General features: G+C 60.8%; 19 protein-coding genes. 11 read left to right on the top strand and 8 right to left on the bottom strand.

The annotated features are described in order from the left end of the window. Nucleotides 1–28: 28 nt before the first annotated feature. Nucleotides 29–1309, bottom strand: a complete 1281-nt coding sequence (locus AADW22_RS06780; protein ID WP_407474537.1) for an MFS transporter — start codon at nucleotides 1307–1309, stop codon at nucleotides 29–31. A gap of 204 nt (nucleotides 1310–1513) precedes the next feature. Between AADW22_RS06780 and thrS the strand changes: the two genes are divergently transcribed. The 5 genes from thrS (at nucleotide 1514) to AADW22_RS06755 (ending at nucleotide 6204) form a co-directional block, all read left to right on the top strand. After that, complete coding sequence (thrS, locus tag AADW22_RS06775; protein ID WP_064217443.1) at nucleotides 1514–3463, top strand: threonine--tRNA ligase; 1950 nt, start codon at nucleotides 1514–1516, stop codon at nucleotides 3461–3463. A 220-nt stretch (nucleotides 3464–3683) separates the two neighbouring features. After that, nucleotides 3684–3986 carry a DUF2282 domain-containing protein gene (locus AADW22_RS06770; protein ID WP_005852422.1) on the top strand — a complete coding sequence of 101 codons (303 nt, stop codon included), beginning with the start codon at nucleotides 3684–3686 and terminating at the stop codon, nucleotides 3984–3986. A gap of 91 nt (nucleotides 3987–4077) precedes the next feature. Continuing rightward, nucleotides 4078–4926 carry a DUF692 family multinuclear iron-containing protein gene (locus AADW22_RS06765; RefSeq protein ID WP_009826553.1) on the top strand — a complete coding sequence of 283 codons (849 nt, stop codon included), beginning with the start codon at nucleotides 4078–4080 and terminating at the stop codon, nucleotides 4924–4926. After that, entirely contained in the window at nucleotides 4923–5672 is a 750-nt protein-coding gene (locus AADW22_RS06760) for a putative DNA-binding domain-containing protein (RefSeq protein ID WP_407474536.1), read from the top strand. The genes AADW22_RS06765 and AADW22_RS06760 overlap by 4 nt, the downstream gene beginning before the upstream one ends. Before the next feature lies 1 nt (nucleotide 5673). After that, nucleotides 5674–6204, top strand: coding sequence for a DoxX family protein (locus AADW22_RS06755; protein WP_132996877.1), 531 nt, complete (start codon nucleotides 5674–5676; stop codon nucleotides 6202–6204). 3 nt (nucleotides 6205–6207) lie between these two features. Here the strand turns inward: AADW22_RS06755 and AADW22_RS06750 are convergent, their stop codons facing one another. Next, nucleotides 6208–6528, bottom strand: coding sequence for an arsenate reductase family protein (locus AADW22_RS06750; protein WP_407474535.1), 321 nt, complete (start codon nucleotides 6526–6528; stop codon nucleotides 6208–6210). A 155-nt stretch (nucleotides 6529–6683) separates the two neighbouring features. Between AADW22_RS06750 and AADW22_RS06745 the strand changes: the two genes are divergently transcribed. Beyond that, complete coding sequence (locus tag AADW22_RS06745) at nucleotides 6684–6890, top strand: cold-shock protein (RefSeq protein ID WP_005852411.1); 207 nt, start codon at nucleotides 6684–6686, stop codon at nucleotides 6888–6890. 70 nt (nucleotides 6891–6960) lie between these two features. On the opposite strand, the gene AADW22_RS06740 is transcribed toward AADW22_RS06745, so the two are convergent. From AADW22_RS06740 to thyX, 3 genes are all read right to left on the bottom strand, one after another. After that, nucleotides 6961–7254, bottom strand: coding sequence for a hypothetical protein (locus AADW22_RS06740; RefSeq protein ID WP_235183766.1), 294 nt, complete (start codon nucleotides 7252–7254; stop codon nucleotides 6961–6963). A gap of 766 nt (nucleotides 7255–8020) precedes the next feature. Beyond that, a complete protein-coding gene (locus AADW22_RS06735) occupies nucleotides 8021–8929 on the bottom strand; it encodes a DUF4238 domain-containing protein (protein WP_407474534.1) in 909 nt (302 codons plus the stop codon). A 38-nt stretch (nucleotides 8930–8967) separates the two neighbouring features. Then, nucleotides 8968–9888, bottom strand: a complete 921-nt coding sequence (gene thyX / locus AADW22_RS06730; RefSeq protein WP_407474533.1) for an FAD-dependent thymidylate synthase — start codon at nucleotides 9886–9888, stop codon at nucleotides 8968–8970. 201 nt (nucleotides 9889–10089) lie between these two features. On the opposite strand from thyX, the gene AADW22_RS06725 reads away from it, so the two are divergent. The 5 genes from AADW22_RS06725 (at nucleotide 10090) to AADW22_RS06705 (ending at nucleotide 14387) form a co-directional block, all read left to right on the top strand. Beyond that, the gene (locus AADW22_RS06725; protein ID WP_407474532.1) at nucleotides 10090–11055 is read left to right on the top strand and encodes a thymidylate synthase; all 966 of its coding nucleotides are present in this window, start codon (nucleotides 10090–10092) and stop codon (nucleotides 11053–11055) included. 126 nt (nucleotides 11056–11181) lie between these two features. Further along, nucleotides 11182–12453: a tetratricopeptide repeat protein gene (locus AADW22_RS06720; protein ID WP_407474531.1), complete on the top strand. Its 1272-nt coding sequence runs from the start codon at nucleotides 11182–11184 to the stop codon at nucleotides 12451–12453. A gap of 68 nt (nucleotides 12454–12521) precedes the next feature. Then, the gene (locus AADW22_RS06715; protein WP_005852400.1) at nucleotides 12522–12956 is read left to right on the top strand and encodes a VOC family protein; all 435 of its coding nucleotides are present in this window, start codon (nucleotides 12522–12524) and stop codon (nucleotides 12954–12956) included. 4 nt (nucleotides 12957–12960) lie between these two features. Then, nucleotides 12961–13671, top strand: a complete 711-nt coding sequence (locus tag AADW22_RS06710; protein WP_407474530.1) for a DUF1194 domain-containing protein — start codon at nucleotides 12961–12963, stop codon at nucleotides 13669–13671. Beyond that, nucleotides 13668–14387 carry a DUF1194 domain-containing protein gene (locus AADW22_RS06705; RefSeq protein ID WP_407474529.1) on the top strand — a complete coding sequence of 240 codons (720 nt, stop codon included), beginning with the start codon at nucleotides 13668–13670 and terminating at the stop codon, nucleotides 14385–14387. The genes AADW22_RS06710 and AADW22_RS06705 overlap by 4 nt, the downstream gene beginning before the upstream one ends. Here AADW22_RS06705 and AADW22_RS06700 read toward each other — a convergent pair. From AADW22_RS06700 to AADW22_RS06690, 3 genes are all read right to left on the bottom strand, one after another. Further along, nucleotides 14381–14881, bottom strand: a complete 501-nt coding sequence (locus AADW22_RS06700) for a MarR family winged helix-turn-helix transcriptional regulator (protein WP_037943810.1) — start codon at nucleotides 14879–14881, stop codon at nucleotides 14381–14383. The genes AADW22_RS06705 and AADW22_RS06700 overlap by 7 nt on opposite strands. Before the next feature lie 112 nt (nucleotides 14882–14993). Continuing rightward, the gene (locus AADW22_RS06695) at nucleotides 14994–15260 is read right to left on the bottom strand and encodes a succinate dehydrogenase assembly factor 2 (protein ID WP_005852390.1); all 267 of its coding nucleotides are present in this window, start codon (nucleotides 15258–15260) and stop codon (nucleotides 14994–14996) included. Continuing rightward, on the bottom strand, nucleotides 15253–15651 hold the full coding sequence (locus tag AADW22_RS06690; protein ID WP_005852388.1) for a helix-turn-helix domain-containing protein: 399 nt from the start codon (nucleotides 15649–15651) through the stop codon (nucleotides 15253–15255). Before AADW22_RS06690 ends, AADW22_RS06695 begins: the two co-directional genes overlap by 8 nt. Between the last annotated feature and the right edge of the window lie 9 nt (nucleotides 15652–15660).

The raw sequence follows: 15660 nt of genomic DNA, 5'->3' as shown, positions 1-15660 counted from the left end.
CCAGTCATACGCCCCGTGGCCCCGACGATCAATCCGCCGCTTCGACTTCGCGCAGCCCAAGCGCCGCAATCGCGGCCCCTGCGGACATGACTGCGAATAGAACCAGCGTTGCCACCGGCCCGATCAGCGCGGCACCGCCCCCCGCCACGCCCGCGACCAACAGCAGCCCGCCAATCACCGTGTTGGACACGGCGGCATAGGCCGACCGCTGGTCCTTGGGCGACATATCCACCAGATAGGTAGACCGCCCCTGCCGCACCCCGTGGTAGGCGATCATCAGGATGAACAGCACCAGCGGCATGGCCCAGATCTGCGTCGCCATCCCCAGCAGCGCCAGCGCCACCGCACCCCCCATCGCCAAGGCCCCGACAATGCCGGTCAACATCAGCACACGGCGGCTCGATTGATCCGACAGCCGCCCCCAGACGTACGAGCTTAACAGCGACGCCAAGGCCGAGGCGAGCACCAGCGCGCCAAGCTGGCCGAGGGCGGATTGATCCTCGCCCCCCGCCAGCACCACAAAATACGGCGGCGCAAGCGATGTTGCGACCAGCAGCCCGCGCACCAGAATGAACCGCCGCAGGTTCGCGTCCTCCTTCAGGATAGAGAAACTGGCAGGCGTCGCCTTGCCGCCCTCGCTTTTGGCCTCGTCCAGCGTGGAAAACAACAGCGCCGCGCCGCCCCATAGTGCGGCCGCCAGCCCGATCGCCGCGATCACCACGCCGCGATCCTGCACCAACCCCGACATTAGCAAGAGCGCCAGCACCAGCACCCCGGCAGAGGCGACAGACCCCGCCGTGCCCGTGATCGACCCGCGCCGCGACTTGCCCACGGTCTTGCCAAGGATATCCTTATACGACACCGAACAGGCCGCACGGCTGACCGCCAGCCCCGCCAGCGCCGCGCAAATCGCCAGCCCCGCCGCTGATCCGTCCAACGTGAGCGCCGCCAGCACGATCAGCGCCGCGAAGATGCCCTGCCCCGCAGATCCCGCGACCCACGCCCATTTGCGCCGCGCCATCGCCTGCACCCAGCCCGCCATGACGATCTGCGGCAACAGCGCCCCCGCCTCGCGGATCGGCACCAGCGCCCCGGCATAGACCGCAGGCGCACCAAGCGCCGTCAGCAGCCACGACAGCATGAGCTTGGGGTCAATCAGCCCGTCAGCCACTTTGGTCATGGTCAGGCTGGCGATATGGCGCAGGGCGTTCGGGGCCTCGGCCTCTTGCGCATGGGGCGACAGATCCTGCGCGTCGCCCTCTGCCCCTGAAAGCGTCTCAAACGCCCGCTGCGCCACATCATCCTGCATGTCTTCGCGTCCCGTCGCTACCCGTTAATCTGATGTTATCTATGGCACCGCGCCCCCAAGGAAAGGACAGCGCCCCATTTCACACGCCGCGCCCGCGCGCCCCACCGCGATATTGACAAGCCAGACCACCGACGCCAAACAGGCCGGACGCATATAACCCGCAACCGGGCGTCTCGTAGGCGCCAAACCGACGAGGAGGCCCAGATGGCCCAGATCACCCTCACTCTTCCCGATGGCAACGCACGTCAGTACGACGCAGGTATCACTGCGGGCGACGTGGCGAACGACATCTCCAAATCGCTTGGCAAGAAAGCGATCAGCGCCACCGTGGACGGTGCCCATTACGATCTGGCATGGCCGATCAACGCGGACGCCAGCATCGCGATCCACACCATGGCCGACGAAGCGCAAGCGAACGAGCTGGTGCGCCACGACCTCGCCCACATCATGGCCCGCGCCGTGCAAGAGCTTTGGCCCGACACAAAAGTCACCATCGGCCCCGTCATCAAGGACGGCTGGTACTATGACTTCGACCGCGAAGAATCCTTCACCCCCGAAGACCTTGGCCTGATCGAAAAGAAGATGAAGGAAATCATCAACAAGCGTGACCCCGTCCGGACCGAGGTCTGGGACCGCGAGCGCGCGATCAAGCATTACGAGGACAACGGCGAACCCTATAAGGTCGAGCTGATCAACAGCATCCCCGGCGACGAACCGCTGCGCATGTATTGGCACGGCGACTGGCAGGACCTCTGCCGTGGGCCGCACCTGCAACATACCGGACAGGTGCCGGGCGACGCGTTCAAACTGATGTCCATCGCGGGGGCCTACTGGCGCGGCGACAGCGACCGCGCCATGCTGCAACGCATCTACGGCGTGGCCTTCACCGGCAAGGAAAAGCTGAAAGCCCACCTGAACATGCTGGAAGAGGCCGCCAAACGCGACCACCGCAAGCTGGGCCGCGAGATGGACCTTTACCACATGCAGGAAGAGGCCCCCGGTCAGGTCTTCTGGCACGCCAACGGCTGGCTGATCTATACCCAGCTGCAAGACTACATGCGCCGCAAGCAACGCGCCGGCGGCTATGTCGAGGTGAACACACCGCAGGTCGTGGACCGTAAACTCTGGGAAGCCTCCGGCCACTGGGAGAAATACCAAGACCACATGTTCATCGTCGAAGTGGACGAGGAGCACGCCCGCGAGAAATCGGTCAACGCGCTGAAACCGATGAACTGCCCCTGCCACGTGCAAATCTTTAATCAAGGTCTGAAATCCTACCGCGACCTGCCCCTGCGCATGGCCGAATTCGGATCGTGCAACCGCTATGAACCCTCGGGCGCGCTGCACGGGATCATGCGCGTGCGCGGCTTTACACAGGACGACGGCCATATTTTCTGCGCCGAAGACCAGATCGAAGCCGAAACCGCCAAGTTCATCGAATTCCTGTCGGGCATCTACAAAGACCTCGGCTTCGAAAACTTCAGCGTCAAATTCTCGGACCGCCCCGAAAAACGCTCAGGCTCGGACGAGGTCTGGGACAAGGCCGAGGCGGCGTTGCTCTCGGCCACCCGCAAGGCAGGCATCGAACCCACGCTCAACCCCGGCGAAGGCGCGTTCTACGGCCCGAAACTGGAATTCGTGCTGACCGACGCCATCGGCCGTGACTGGCAATGCGGCACCCATCAGGTGGACTTCGTGCTGCCCGAACGGCTGGACGCGACCTATATCGGATCGGACGGCGCGAAACACCGCCCCGTCATGCTGCACCGCGCCACCTTGGGGTCGTTCGAACGCTTTATCGGCATCCTAATCGAAGAACACGCGGGCAAGCTGCCCTTCTGGCTCGCCCCGCGTCAGGTCGTCGTCGCCTCCATCACCTCCGAGGCGGATGATTACGTGCACGAGGTCGTAGCCACGCTCAAGGCGCAAGGCGTCCGCGCCGAGGCCGACATCCGCAACGAAAAGATCAACTACAAGGTCCGTGAACATTCGGTCGGTAAAGTGCCGGTGATCCTTGCGGTCGGGGCGCGCGAAGTCGAAGAGAAAACCGTGTCCGTCCGCCGTCTGGGGGAAAAGCAGACCTCGGTTCAGGCGCTGTCGGATGTGGCGAACGCCTTGGGCATCGAAGCCACACCGCCCGATTTACGCGGCTGAAAACTGTAACAAACCCCTCGGGGCGCAACGAACTTGCGCCCCGAACATGTCACTATGTTTCAAAATTGCGCCTCCCAACGCTGGAATCTCGCGAATTGTTACAAAAAAACCGGCGATTTTCTGACGCCTCCGTGACACACTCCGATGTGAGTAGCTTTGTCGCACCCCACGCGGCTTAATGTCCTTATCGACAAGCAACCAACCTCAGGAGGAAACACCAATGTCCAACACAATGAAAACACTCGCCGTTGCAGGCGCAGTTGCCGCTGCCCTGTCCGCACATTCGACCGCAGCAAACGCCGCGTCGAAAGAAAAATGCTACGGCGTGGCGCTTGCCGGTCAGAATGACTGCGCCGCAGGCCCGGGCACCACATGCGCTGGCACATCCGTCACCGACTACCAGGGCAACGCCTGGAAACTGGTTGACGCAGGCACCTGCGCCGACATGGAACTGCCCGCAATGGCCGACGGGTCCGAGCGTATGGGCTCCCTCGAAGCGCTGGACCGCGACCTGCCAGCCTAAGCCCTTGGCGGCCTAAACCCTTCGCCTGCGCGGCACGCCCCATGCCGCCGCGCAGGCCCCTTTACACGACCCCTCGGATAGGGAGCCTCTTATGCCAGACGGTGCCACCCGTTTCGACACATTGCCCGCAAGCCCGGGCGTCGGCTATAAACCCCAGCATTTCAAAGACCTGCAAGACGATCCTGGTCCAGTTGAATGGATCGAAATCCATGCAGAGAACTACATGGGGGATGGCGGCCGCCCGCTGGCGCAACTGCGCGCCCTTTCCGAAAAATTCGCCCTATCCGTTCATGGCGTCGGGCTGAGCATCGGTGGCGAAATGCCACTGGATCGCGACCACCTCGCCCGTTTGAAAAAGCTGTGTGACTGGGCAAACCCTGCCAGTTTCTCCGAACATCTTGCATGGTCCACCCATGATAGCGAGTTCCTGAACGACCTGCTGCCCCTCCCCTATACCGAAGCCACCCTGTCCCGCGTGGCGGATCACATCAGTCAGGTACAAGACACGATCGGGCGTCAAATGCTGCTGGAAAACCCTTCGAGCTATCTCGCCTTTGATGAATCCACCTTGTCTGAAACTGACTTTTTAGCCGAGTTAACCCACCGGACCTCCTGTGGTTTATTGCTGGATGTCAACAATGTCTTCATTTCAGCGAAAAACCTCGCCCTCTCCCCGCGCGACTATATCGACGCCTATCCGGTAGACGCCGTGGGCGAGCTTCACGTCGGCGGTCACGAGGAAGACAGCGTCGGTTTCAACCAGCCGCTCCTGATCGACAGCCACAGCCGCCCCGTGGTCGATCCCGTTTGGGATCTGCTGGCCTATACGCTGGACCGTACCGGCCCCAAGCCGGTGCTGGTGGAATGGGACAATGACGTGCCCGATTGGCCGACCCTGCGCGCCGAGGCAGAGCGTGCGGCGGATGTGCTGGCCCGATGACCACGCTGCACCGGTTTCGTAGGCCCCTGCTGGACCCGACGCAGGACCGCCCAGAGGGGCTGCGCGGTGCCGCTGGCGCGCCCGCTGACACGCGCTATGACGTTTACCGCAACAACGTCACCCATTCGCTGATCGGCGCGCTGCACAGCGCCTTTCCCTTGGTGGTCAAGATTCTGGGCACGCAGAACTTCGACCAGATCGCCCCCGCCTTTGTGCGTGCGCATCCGCCGAGCTCTCCGTTAATGATGCACTATGGCGCTGATTTTCCGCAGTTTCTTGCCGCGCAACCGCCTTTGTCAAAGATGGGTTACCTGCCCGATTGCGCCCGTCTCGACCTGGCACTCCGCCGGTCCTATCACGCCGCTGACAGCGCGCCCTTCGACCTTGCCGCCTTCCAGCAGATTGCGCCCGACGCGATGATGCAGGCGCGGCTGCCCCCCGCCCCCGCGACGGTGCTGCTCCGCTCTGACTGGCCGCTGTATGACATCTGGCGGTTCAACATGCAGGCGGATGCCCCCAAGCCGCAGATGCAGGCGCAGGACGTGTTGATCACCCGTCCCGACTTCGACCCCGCCCCGCATCTGTTGCCCCCCGGCGGCGGCGCATGGTTCGCCGCCTTGGCTGGGGGTGCCACGCTTGATCAGGCCCATGACACCGCGCTGGCCACGCACCCCGATTTCGACCTTGGCGCGGCTTTGGGCCTGTGCTTTGCAACCGGCGCTTTTTGCGCAAAGAACGGCGGATAAGATGCTGAAGACTCTCACCCTTTACGATCGCGCGACCGGCTGGATCACCGCACAAGACTGGCTGCTGCCCACATTGGCGCGGTTTTTGTTCGCCGCGGTGCTGACGCAGTATTTCTTTACCTCCGGCCTGACCAAGCTTGACGGTCTGTTCACGCTGAGCACCGGTGCCTATGTCCAGATCTTCCCCCGCGCGTTCGAGGCGGCGGGCTATGACGCGACTGCACTATCGGCGTGGCACGGGCTGGTGGCCTATGCGGGGACGCTGGCGGAGTTCGTGCTGCCCGCGTTGATTGTGCTGGGGCTGTTCACACGGTTTGCGGCCTTGGGGATGATCGGCTTTGTGGTGCTGCAATCGCTCACCGATCTATACGGCCACGGGCAATGGAGCGCGCTTGGCCAGTGGTTTGACCGCCTGCCGGACGGGACCATTCTGGACCAGCGCGGGCTTTGGGTGCTGCTGCTGGTGGTGTTGGTGGTCAAGGGCGGCGGGCCGGTTGCGCTGGATCGCGTCTTGCTAGCGCGCCGCCGCTGAGGGTTACTGCGCGGCTTTGACCTTTTCCTCTGTCGCGTCGTTCCAGCCGAGGAACAGATCCTCCCCCACCGCGATCAGGGGGCGTTTCATCAAGGCGGGATGGGCCGCGAGCAATTCCAGTGGATCAGCACCGCGTTCCGCCACGTCCAGACCGCGCCATGTGGTCGAACGGGTGTTGACCAGCGCCGCGCCGAATTGCGCGTGGGCGCGGGCCAGCACGTCGGCGGGGACACCGTCCTTGCGCACATCGACCAGCTGCGCGTCGGGCAGTGCCTTGATCGCCTTGCGGCAGGTATCGCAGTTTTTCAGACCGTAGATCAGCATTCTCACCTCACTTTTTTGGGGTTTCATATGTCCTAAGATAATCGGGCAGCGCGAAATTTCTTGATTTCCGGCGCGGGTGAACAACCTTTTATCGCGTAAGGCGGCGAAAGCAATTTTTCGACGCTGTGACAGCGATTAATGAGGAGCGTTGAGAAATGCCAACGGGTACAGTCAAATGGTTTAACACCACCAAAGGATACGGGTTCATCGCGCCGGAGGGCGGCGGATCGGATGTGTTTGTCCATATCTCTGCGGTGGAACGGTCGGGGCTGACCGGACTGGCGGACGAGCAAAAAGTGTCTTTCGAAATGTCCGAGGGCCGCGATGGCCGTCAGATGGCGACGGATCTGGAACTGCTGTAAAAAAGCCCGATGCCCAAGGGACACCGGGTTTTCTGGTCGTCTTGCGGGCAGAGGCACGCGGGGCTGCGGCTTAGCGGCAGCCCTTTTCCCCCGGCACGCAGGAATAGGTGACGGGACGCGGCGTATAGTGGCGCACCTTGTGCTTTTTCGGCGCGGGGTGCGCCATCATCTGCTGGTAGCTGGTGCTGGTGTTCGGCGTGCCGCAGCAGATGACACCGGAAATGGTGATCGGCTGAAGCCCTGCGGGGCAATAGTTGGCCGAGGACGGGTAGGCATAGATCTTGGGCTCTGCCGAGACCTGCGCGGGCAGCAGAACCGCGCCCATCAGACCCAATCCGGCCATCATTCCTGTTGTTAGACGCATAATATCCCTCGTTATTTTCAATTTCCCTTAATTTGCCCCGCGTCAGCGGCCAAGTCTAGCCTTTTTGCCCCCCAGGGGTGTGTTGCTGGTACGGCGTACCGGCAGAGGCGCGGGCTGCGGAGCGGGGCTCGGGTTACCCATGGGTAACTTAAGTAATTGTTATTGTTAGTTTATTTTTGGTTAGACAGGCGTGCGGTGGGGTGCGTTCGCTGGTGTGAGGTTTGGTTCGGCTTGGTTGAGGTTGAAGTGTACGGTGGACCGGTCAAAGGGCCGAACGCGGAATGCGCAAGCATTTCGCCGGGGATGTATGGGGTGACCTAAACAGGGACCGCCGCGCCCGAACCGAGGGGTGGGAAGCGAAGCGCCTGCTCCGCGAAGGCAAGCCTTCGCTCTGTCGGTAACACGGATGCTATGCATCCGCTGACCCGCCCCGTGTGTGGGGGTGAGAGACGGTCCGGCGAAGCCGGATTGAACAGTCCAGTGGACTGTTCAAAGTCTCGAACGCGGAATGCGCAAGCATTTCGCCGGGGATGTAGGCGGTGACCTAAACAGGAACCGCCGCGCCCGAACCGAGGGGTGGAAGCGAAGCGCCGACTCCGCGAAGGCAAGCCTTCGCTCCGTCGGTGACGCGGATGCTTTGCATCCGCTGACCCGCCCCGTGGGGGCGGTTCGGGCGCTGCCCAATCGGAGATTGGGCAATGGAAAGCGGGGATGGGATAGTTTGCTATGCACGCCCTTTTAATGTATAAACTTGAGAATAGTTGTTTCAATACAGAGCGCCTGATGCTTCAAAAGATTCTGGCCTTGTCTCTGCTAGGTCGCGGCCGGAAACAAATTCCCCTAAATGCTTTACAGTTCTGTGTAATTGCCAGAGACAGTTTGATGCTACGTACTGACTTCGCATAGCGAAATCGTAGTTTATTCGCCTAACAAAACTGTCGGGAAGAAACATTTTTGATCCCTCTAATTCGAACTTACAGTCCTTAACAAAGCAAAGCGCCAGTCTTGGACTAAGTATACACCAGTTTTCATGCATCAATTCAGACGATGCATTTCGGGGATCGTCGTACCGCATATGTGGAAAATCTGAAATGCAAAATAATTCATGGCCCTTTGGGATTCCGAATATCAGGTCACACTCCAATAGCATTTCAATATCATCGTCGCCGACGAAAGTAGGCATCGCAGTAACAAAAGCTTGCTTAAAGTTTTCGGGTGCGATTCCGTTAAACAAACCTGTAGCAAAGGACGGATCAAGGGTTCTCGACAGCGAATGAATAGAGTCCGCGAAGTCAAGTGCAGTGGTTGCCCCCGACATCCAAAAACTACGCCCTCGAGGGGAACGAAATAATAGCGTGACTAGGTATTTTGCAAATACCTTTTTAGCTTCCTTAGTCAGCAAACTATCCAGGTTAGTTTTAGCTGCATTCAGCACTTCCGCGAGAGGGCCATCTACTTCACGCTCAAGCCACTTCTCGACAAAATCTGACTTTTCCCCACTTATGGAATCAATCGTATTCGCATGAAACTTCTGAAATGCTTTCTCAACATTTTTCTGTCGATATCCTAAATTTCTATGCATTGCATCAAACAGGAGAAGTGACTCTCCTTCAAAGCAAAATTGCCTGAGTACGCTTCTTGGGATGTAATGATGATTCTTTGATACTTTTGGCATATATCCTCCTCACAATAGAGAACAGTGAGCCATTCCCCTCACTCAACCACCGCCATAAACTCCCGCCATTCCCCCTTGCTCATGCCAGAGGTCTCCTGCGTGACCTCCTCACCCTTCACCATCCGGCGGATACACTCAAGAGCTGTATTGGACATGGTTGCGCCACCTAGACGGTAATCCTCGAAGGCGCGGTAGGCGGCGGGGACCCAGTCGGCGACGACGTTGCAGATGGCATCGGCATAGACGCGGATCTCGTATTGGGCGTGGGCATCGGCGCGCAGACGCAGAAAGTGGAACAGGTTGTGCAGGTCCACCTTCCAGTACCATTGCGTGTAGATGTTCGACGGCAGGTTCATCCGCGCCAGCTCTCGTGCCAGACCGTCCTGCGGTTCTCCGTCGGGGCCGGTTTCGGCGATCATCGCCTCGTAATTGTCATAGGCGCGGTTGCTGTCGGACTTGAGGATTTCGAGCACACGGGCGGCCTCTGCCCCTTCAAGAACGCCGCCGCGGCCCTGATTGTTCACCACGCTTTGGGCGTTCACATGGGACGGCTCGGGGATGTAGAATTCGCGGTCCAGGATCGAATAGCGGGCGGAGTATTCGTTGACGTTGGCGGTGCGGTGGCGGATCCACTGGCGCGCGACAAAGACGGGCAGTTTGACGTGGAGCTTGATCTCGCACATCTCGAAGGGGGTGGAGTGCCAGTGGCGCATCAGGTAGCGGATCAGCCCTTCGTCGTTCTGCACCGATTTCGTACCGCGCCCATAGCTGACGCGGGCCGCCTGACAGATCGCCGCATCGTCGCCCATATAGTCGATGACGCGCACAAAGCCGTGGTCGAGCACGGGAATGGCCTTGTAGAGATGGGCCTCCATCCCTTCGGAGACGGCGCGCAGGGTCTGTTTCGGCTCTGCCCGCAGAGCGTCGATTTCGGCTTGTTGGTCGGGGCTGATCGGCATGGGGGGCGTCCTGTCATATGGGCGTGGATTCGGGGTCTACTATATCTGCGGCAGCAGGCCACCGGAACCGCCATATGCGGTATTGTTTTTGGGTAGCACTTTGTCGGCAAATGCACGCGAGGCAAGGTGGAGCGTTGACAGCAGGGCGCGCGATTGGCGACTGTCGCGGCAATCAACAAGAAATTTTCGAGGCAGACAGTTATGAAATTCGGGACATCAGCGCTGGCGCTGTGCGCATTTTTGGCAGCATGTGGCAGTGGCACGCCGTTTAACGGCGAGACAGAGGCAGATACGGGCACGGGTACTGACGGGAGCACGGGTGCCAGTGCCATCCCCGAAGAACTGGCGAACGACCTCAAGAGCTTTAGTTATGACCCGGCGTCCCAGACGCTGTCGATCACGGGTATCACCGCAGATGATAGCGAGTTCACCGCCAATTATCGCCGCCGCCCCGGCTTGGACCGCAACGGATATGAAGCCTACACCGCGCAGGACGGATCGCTGGACCGCCACGTCACCGCGTATGTGAAGGACATCGATGGCACCCGCGCCGCTGTGGTGATGACGGGCGGGCAATTCGAGCAGGTCTTTTCGGGCGCAGGATATTCCAACACCTCGTATTCAGCGCCGGTCGCACCGGGCACGCAATCCGAGGGCGGGCTGGTGACCTATGCGGGGAATTACATCGGGTTGCTGAACGGAGCCGGGTCCGGGGAAGATCTGGCACCGGTTGCAGACGGGACTGACCCCGACCCCCTGTCGCGTCAGGCCGCCGAAGTGACGGGCAAAGTGGTTCTGACCGGCGACTTTACCGACGCGGCGGTTGCAGGGATCATCTATGATCGCAAGGTGACCGACTTTGATACAGGCGGTGCTTACGATCCCAACTCCGCCACCCCTTTCGAGGCGCAGAACATCGCGCTGGACAGCACTGGCATCGCGGAAGACGGCTCTTTCTTCGGGACCGCGTCACAGTCTAACAACGCGGTCGGCGAATACGGCGGTATTTTCGGGGGCACGGGTGCCACGGAAGTTGCTGGTGTGATCCACGCCGAGAACCACATTGCGCTGGGCGGATCGGGCACACCGATCGAGTATGGCGCGTTTGTCCTGACCCAATGTGGCCAACCCGGTGAAGACGCGATCTGCGATCAGCCCGAGCGATAGAGCGGCTGTATCGTGTCTTTCGCCAATTGCGCCATCGGCTGTGCAGTGGCCGGGCTCTGCCTGCTGAACAGTGGCTCTGTCGCGGCAGAGCAGTCGGTCGCGTTGTCCCTGCCAGAGGCCCGATCATTGGCGGTCCATGCGCTGAAGGGTGAACGCCCTGCTCTGGCGTCGCAGATCGCGCGAGGGTTGCTGATCGCGGACCCGCATTCGGCGTATGCGCACTATGTTCTGGCCACAGCGCATGCAGATATGGGGCACGGAACGGATGGGCGAAAGTCTGCGGCCCGCGCCTACCGCTATGCAGACAACAGGGTACAGAAGTTTCAGGCCGCGGAACTGGCAGCACGGCTGACCTTTGCAGATGGGCACCCGACCCTCACTCAGCTTTGGCTTAGACGTGCCGTTCAAAACGCCCCGACCCCGGAGATAGAAGAACAGCTTGCGCGTGACTATGCCCGAGTACGGCGTGAAAATCCGTTTCGCTTTTCCATTACAGGCGGGGTGAAGCCCTCTAGCAATGTCAACAATGGTGCTGACACCGCACAGCAGGTGATCGACGGCTTGCCGTTTACCGGGCGGCTCAGCGGATCGGCGCAGGCCCTATCGGGTATCGTCGGTACCGTCGACGCGGTCGTCGGCTACCGTTTGCGGAGCACTCAAAAGACGCGGACGGATCTTTCGGGTCGCCTGTTTGTACAACGTGTGGCGCTTGATAGCGGGTCGCATGATTTGGCACCTGAAGCACGTAACAGTGATTTCGGAGCAACCTATGCAGATGTTTCACTTCGGCAGTCCTTCGCGGTCGGCGCTGCGGGCGGAAGCGCCGATGTAACCGGATCGCTTGGCGAATACTGGTCAGGAGGCGACCGCAGCTATTCGTTCATGCGTGTTGGCGTCGGTCGCCGCTGGCAGCTGTCTGCTTCGACTTCGGTTTCCATGGGCGCGACGCTAGAAAGACGGTTTAGTGAACGAACTAGTTACTTTGACAGTAACACCGTGTCACTGATTGTAGGGTCCCAACACAGGCTCGCTTGGGGTGATGGTATCGGCGTTTCCGTCAATCTACGCGAGACCGACAGCGACTTCGTCAACTATGCCTCGCAAGCCGCATCTCTACGGTTAAGCTATAGCTTCGCCGATCAAATCGGTCCGGCGGTTGTGAACGCGGGATTAACCTTGGGAAAAACCGACTATGACACCTATTTTGCGGTTTTCGATGTCCCCGGTGGCAAGCAAGACTACGCAACCTATGCGGACGTTAACATCATGTTACCTGATGTGGACTATGCGGGGTTTGCGCCCAGTGTGACTTTACGCGCCGGACGGACGCGATCCAATGTCAGCCGGTTCGAAACGAGCGAGTTTTCCGTCTCATTGGGATTTCAGTCAAAATTCTGACATCCGCTGGCAACCGCCGCCAGCCGTGCTACCCTGCAGGTCGAAGACGAAAGCAAAGGAGCCAACCCATGCCAATCAAATATTTGCACACGATGGTGCGCGTCAAGGATCTGGAGAAATCGCAAGCCTTCTACGAGCTGCTGGGCCTGAAAGAGCGCCGCCGGATCGACAATGAGGATGGGCGGTTTTCGCTGATTTTCATGTGCCCTCCCGGGCAGGACGACGGCCATGCGGATGTGGAGCTGACCTATAACTGGGACGGCGATGATGCGCTGCCCGATGACAGCCGTCATTTCGGGCACCTCGCCTATACCGTTGAAAACATTTATGAAACCTGCAAGATGCTGCAAGAGAACGGGATCACGATCAACCGTCCTCCGCGCGACGGGTATATGGCGTTCATCCGGTCGCCTGACAATGTGTCGGTCGAGTTGCTGCAAGAAGGGGACCGGCTGGAGCCGCAGGAACCCTGGGCCAGCATGGAAAACACCGGCCATTGGTAAGCCGATGATCCGGGCGACCTTCCTTGCCACTGCGCTGGGCGTCGCACCCGCGGCCCTTGCGGCGGCGGAGTGTCGGCTGGCGCTGCTGCTGGCGATGGATGTGTCCAGTTCGGTTGATGCGGTCGAGGACCGTTTGCAGCGTGGCGGCACCGCCGCCGCGTTGCTGTCAGACCCGGTGCGGCGGGCGTTTTTCGCCAGCGACTTGCCGGTGGCGCTGGCCGTTTATGAATGGTCGGGGCGCTATAACCAGCAGATGGTGCTCGACTGGCAGATGATAGACTCGCCCGACGATCTGAAGCGCGCGGCGGGCGTGGTGGCGGGCAGCCAGCGCAGTCATAATGATTTCCCCACCGCCATGGGCTATGCGCTGGGGTTTGGTGCAGAGGTCATGGCGCGGGCACCGCGTTGTTTATACAAGACAATTGATCTGGCGGGGGACGGTCAGAACAACGAGGGCTTTGGCCCGCCGCTGGCCTATCGGTCGTTTGATTTTGACGATGTGACGGTCAACGGGCTGGTGGTGAATGCCGCCGATTTCGAGGCCGAGACGGGGCTGATCGCCTTTTACAAACGCGAGGTCTTGCACGGCCCCGGTGCGTTTCTGGTGATCGCCAACGGGTTCGAGGATTTTGAACGCGCCATGCGGATCAAGCTGGAACGCGAGCTGACGCCCCCTGCGATTGGCAGCCTGCCCGTGGTCGAGGACGCGGGATGATCCGCGCCGGGGTTGCGGCCCTTGTCGGCGCAACGCTTTGGGCGTCGGCTGGCGTGGCGGAGTGTCGGCAGGCCCTGGCCTTGGGGCTGGATGTGTCGGGGTCCGTCGATGCGCGGGAGTACCGCTTGCAATTGGACGGGGTCGCCGGGGCCCTGGACGATCCGGCGGTGCGCGCGGCGATCCTGTCGGCACCGGAGGCACCGGTGTCCCTGTTGGTCTATGAGTGGAGCGGCCCGACAGACCAGCGCGTTATTGCCCCGTGGCGACCGATCAGTGATGCCGCCGCCCTGCAAGAGCTGATCGACGGGCTGCGGCAGGTGGAGCGCGCGGCGGCGTCGCCCGGCACCGCGCTTGGCGTGGCGGTGGCAGCGGGGGCGGCCTATCTGGCGCAGCGGCCCGCATGTTTGAAGCACACGCTTGATATCTCGGGCGACGGGATATCCAACCTTGGGCCCCGCCCCCGTGACGTGAAACGACAGCTTGCCGGGCGAGATCTGACGGTGAACGCGCTGGTGGTCGAAGCGGCGGGGGAGGACAGCACGCTGACGGGGTATTTCATGGCAGAGGTGATCACCGGCCCCGGTGCCTTTGCCCTGCCCGCCGCGGGGTTTGATGCCTATCAATCCGCCATGACCACCAAGCTGTTGCGCGAGCTGGCGGTGCTGTCGCTGGCGCAACTGGCTGACGAAGCCCCGCCCGCCCTGCGCGGTCAGTAGATATAGCGGATCTGGTCCGTCCAGTAGCGTTCCATCCGTTTGAGCGCGCGGGTGATGTCATCCATGCCCGATGCGCCCAGCGCGCCCTTGTGCATCAGCCCGCTGGCGTGGCGACCAAACAGGTCTGACACGACGCCGCTGATGTGACGCCCCTTGCCGGTCAGCCGCACCCGAACCGAGCGGCGGTCGATCTGGCAGCGCTGGTGGTGCATATAGCCCATATCCACCAGTTTTTTCAGGTTATAGCTGACGTTGCTGCCCTGATAGTAGCCACGGCTTTTCAACTCTCCGGCGGTGACTTCATTGTCGCCGATGTTGAACAGCAGCAGCGCCTGCACGGCGTTGATGTCCAGCACGCCGACGCGTTCGAATTCATCCTTGATCACGTCCAGCAACAGGCGGTGCAGCCGTTCAACCAGCCCGAGCGCATCGAGGTAGCTTTGCATGAATCCCGCCTCTGACGGGGGGATGGGGATGGGGTTTTGGATACTCATATTCAACTCCGACATTGCGATTGGGGCGGAAGCTGAAGATAAAAATAAAATATATCGTTAAACCGGACGGATGTCGGCGCGCGGGGGCCGACATCCGCAGGGGAAACCGCGCCTAAAGCGGGTTTGCCGCCAGATGGGTCTGGATGTCCGCGATCAGCGCGGTAAAGGGTTCGGGCGCAGGTGTTTGCCCCGTAACCCATTGATAAAGATCGTGATCATTCTCGCTTAGCATGTCGTCATAGAGCGACAATGCCGCGTCATCCATCGTCGCGAGACGGGTTGCGGCATAAGAAGGTAAAATGAGATCCATTTCCTTAATACCTCGCCGCATGGAGCGCATATGCAGACGTTTGACCTTGTGTTCGTGCAGCTCAGCCATGGGTGTTCCCTTTGAAAATCCGGCGTAGTTTCTTTTCGAGACGGCCCATTTGTTCGGCCCGTTTCAGCAGATCGGCGCGCATGTCGCGCAGTTCGATCAATGCTTCTTTGATATTGGCGTCGGTGGCGGCGGTGTCATCGGGGGCGTCGATGCCTTCGCCCTCGCCGTTGATCAGCCACATCATCGACACGCCCAAGACCCCGGCGAGCGTGGACAGGCGGTTGGCGCGGGGTTCGGACAGGTCGTCTTCCCAGCCGCGCAGGGTGGATTGCTTGATCCCCAACCGCTTGGCGAGCGCGGCTTGCGTCATATCCGCGTTCTCGCGCGCGGCGGCGACCCGGTCGCCAAAGGTTGCCACGTCGGATGCGTACCAGTCTTCGTTCTCGGCCATTGCGTCTCT

The sequence above is a fragment of the Sulfitobacter sp. PM12 genome, from assembly GCF_045586035.1.
GTDB lineage: Bacteria > Pseudomonadota > Alphaproteobacteria > Rhodobacterales > Rhodobacteraceae > Sulfitobacter > Sulfitobacter pontiacus.
Note: the sequence above shows the minus strand (reverse complement) of the source record. Positions and strands in the feature narration are given on the sequence as shown.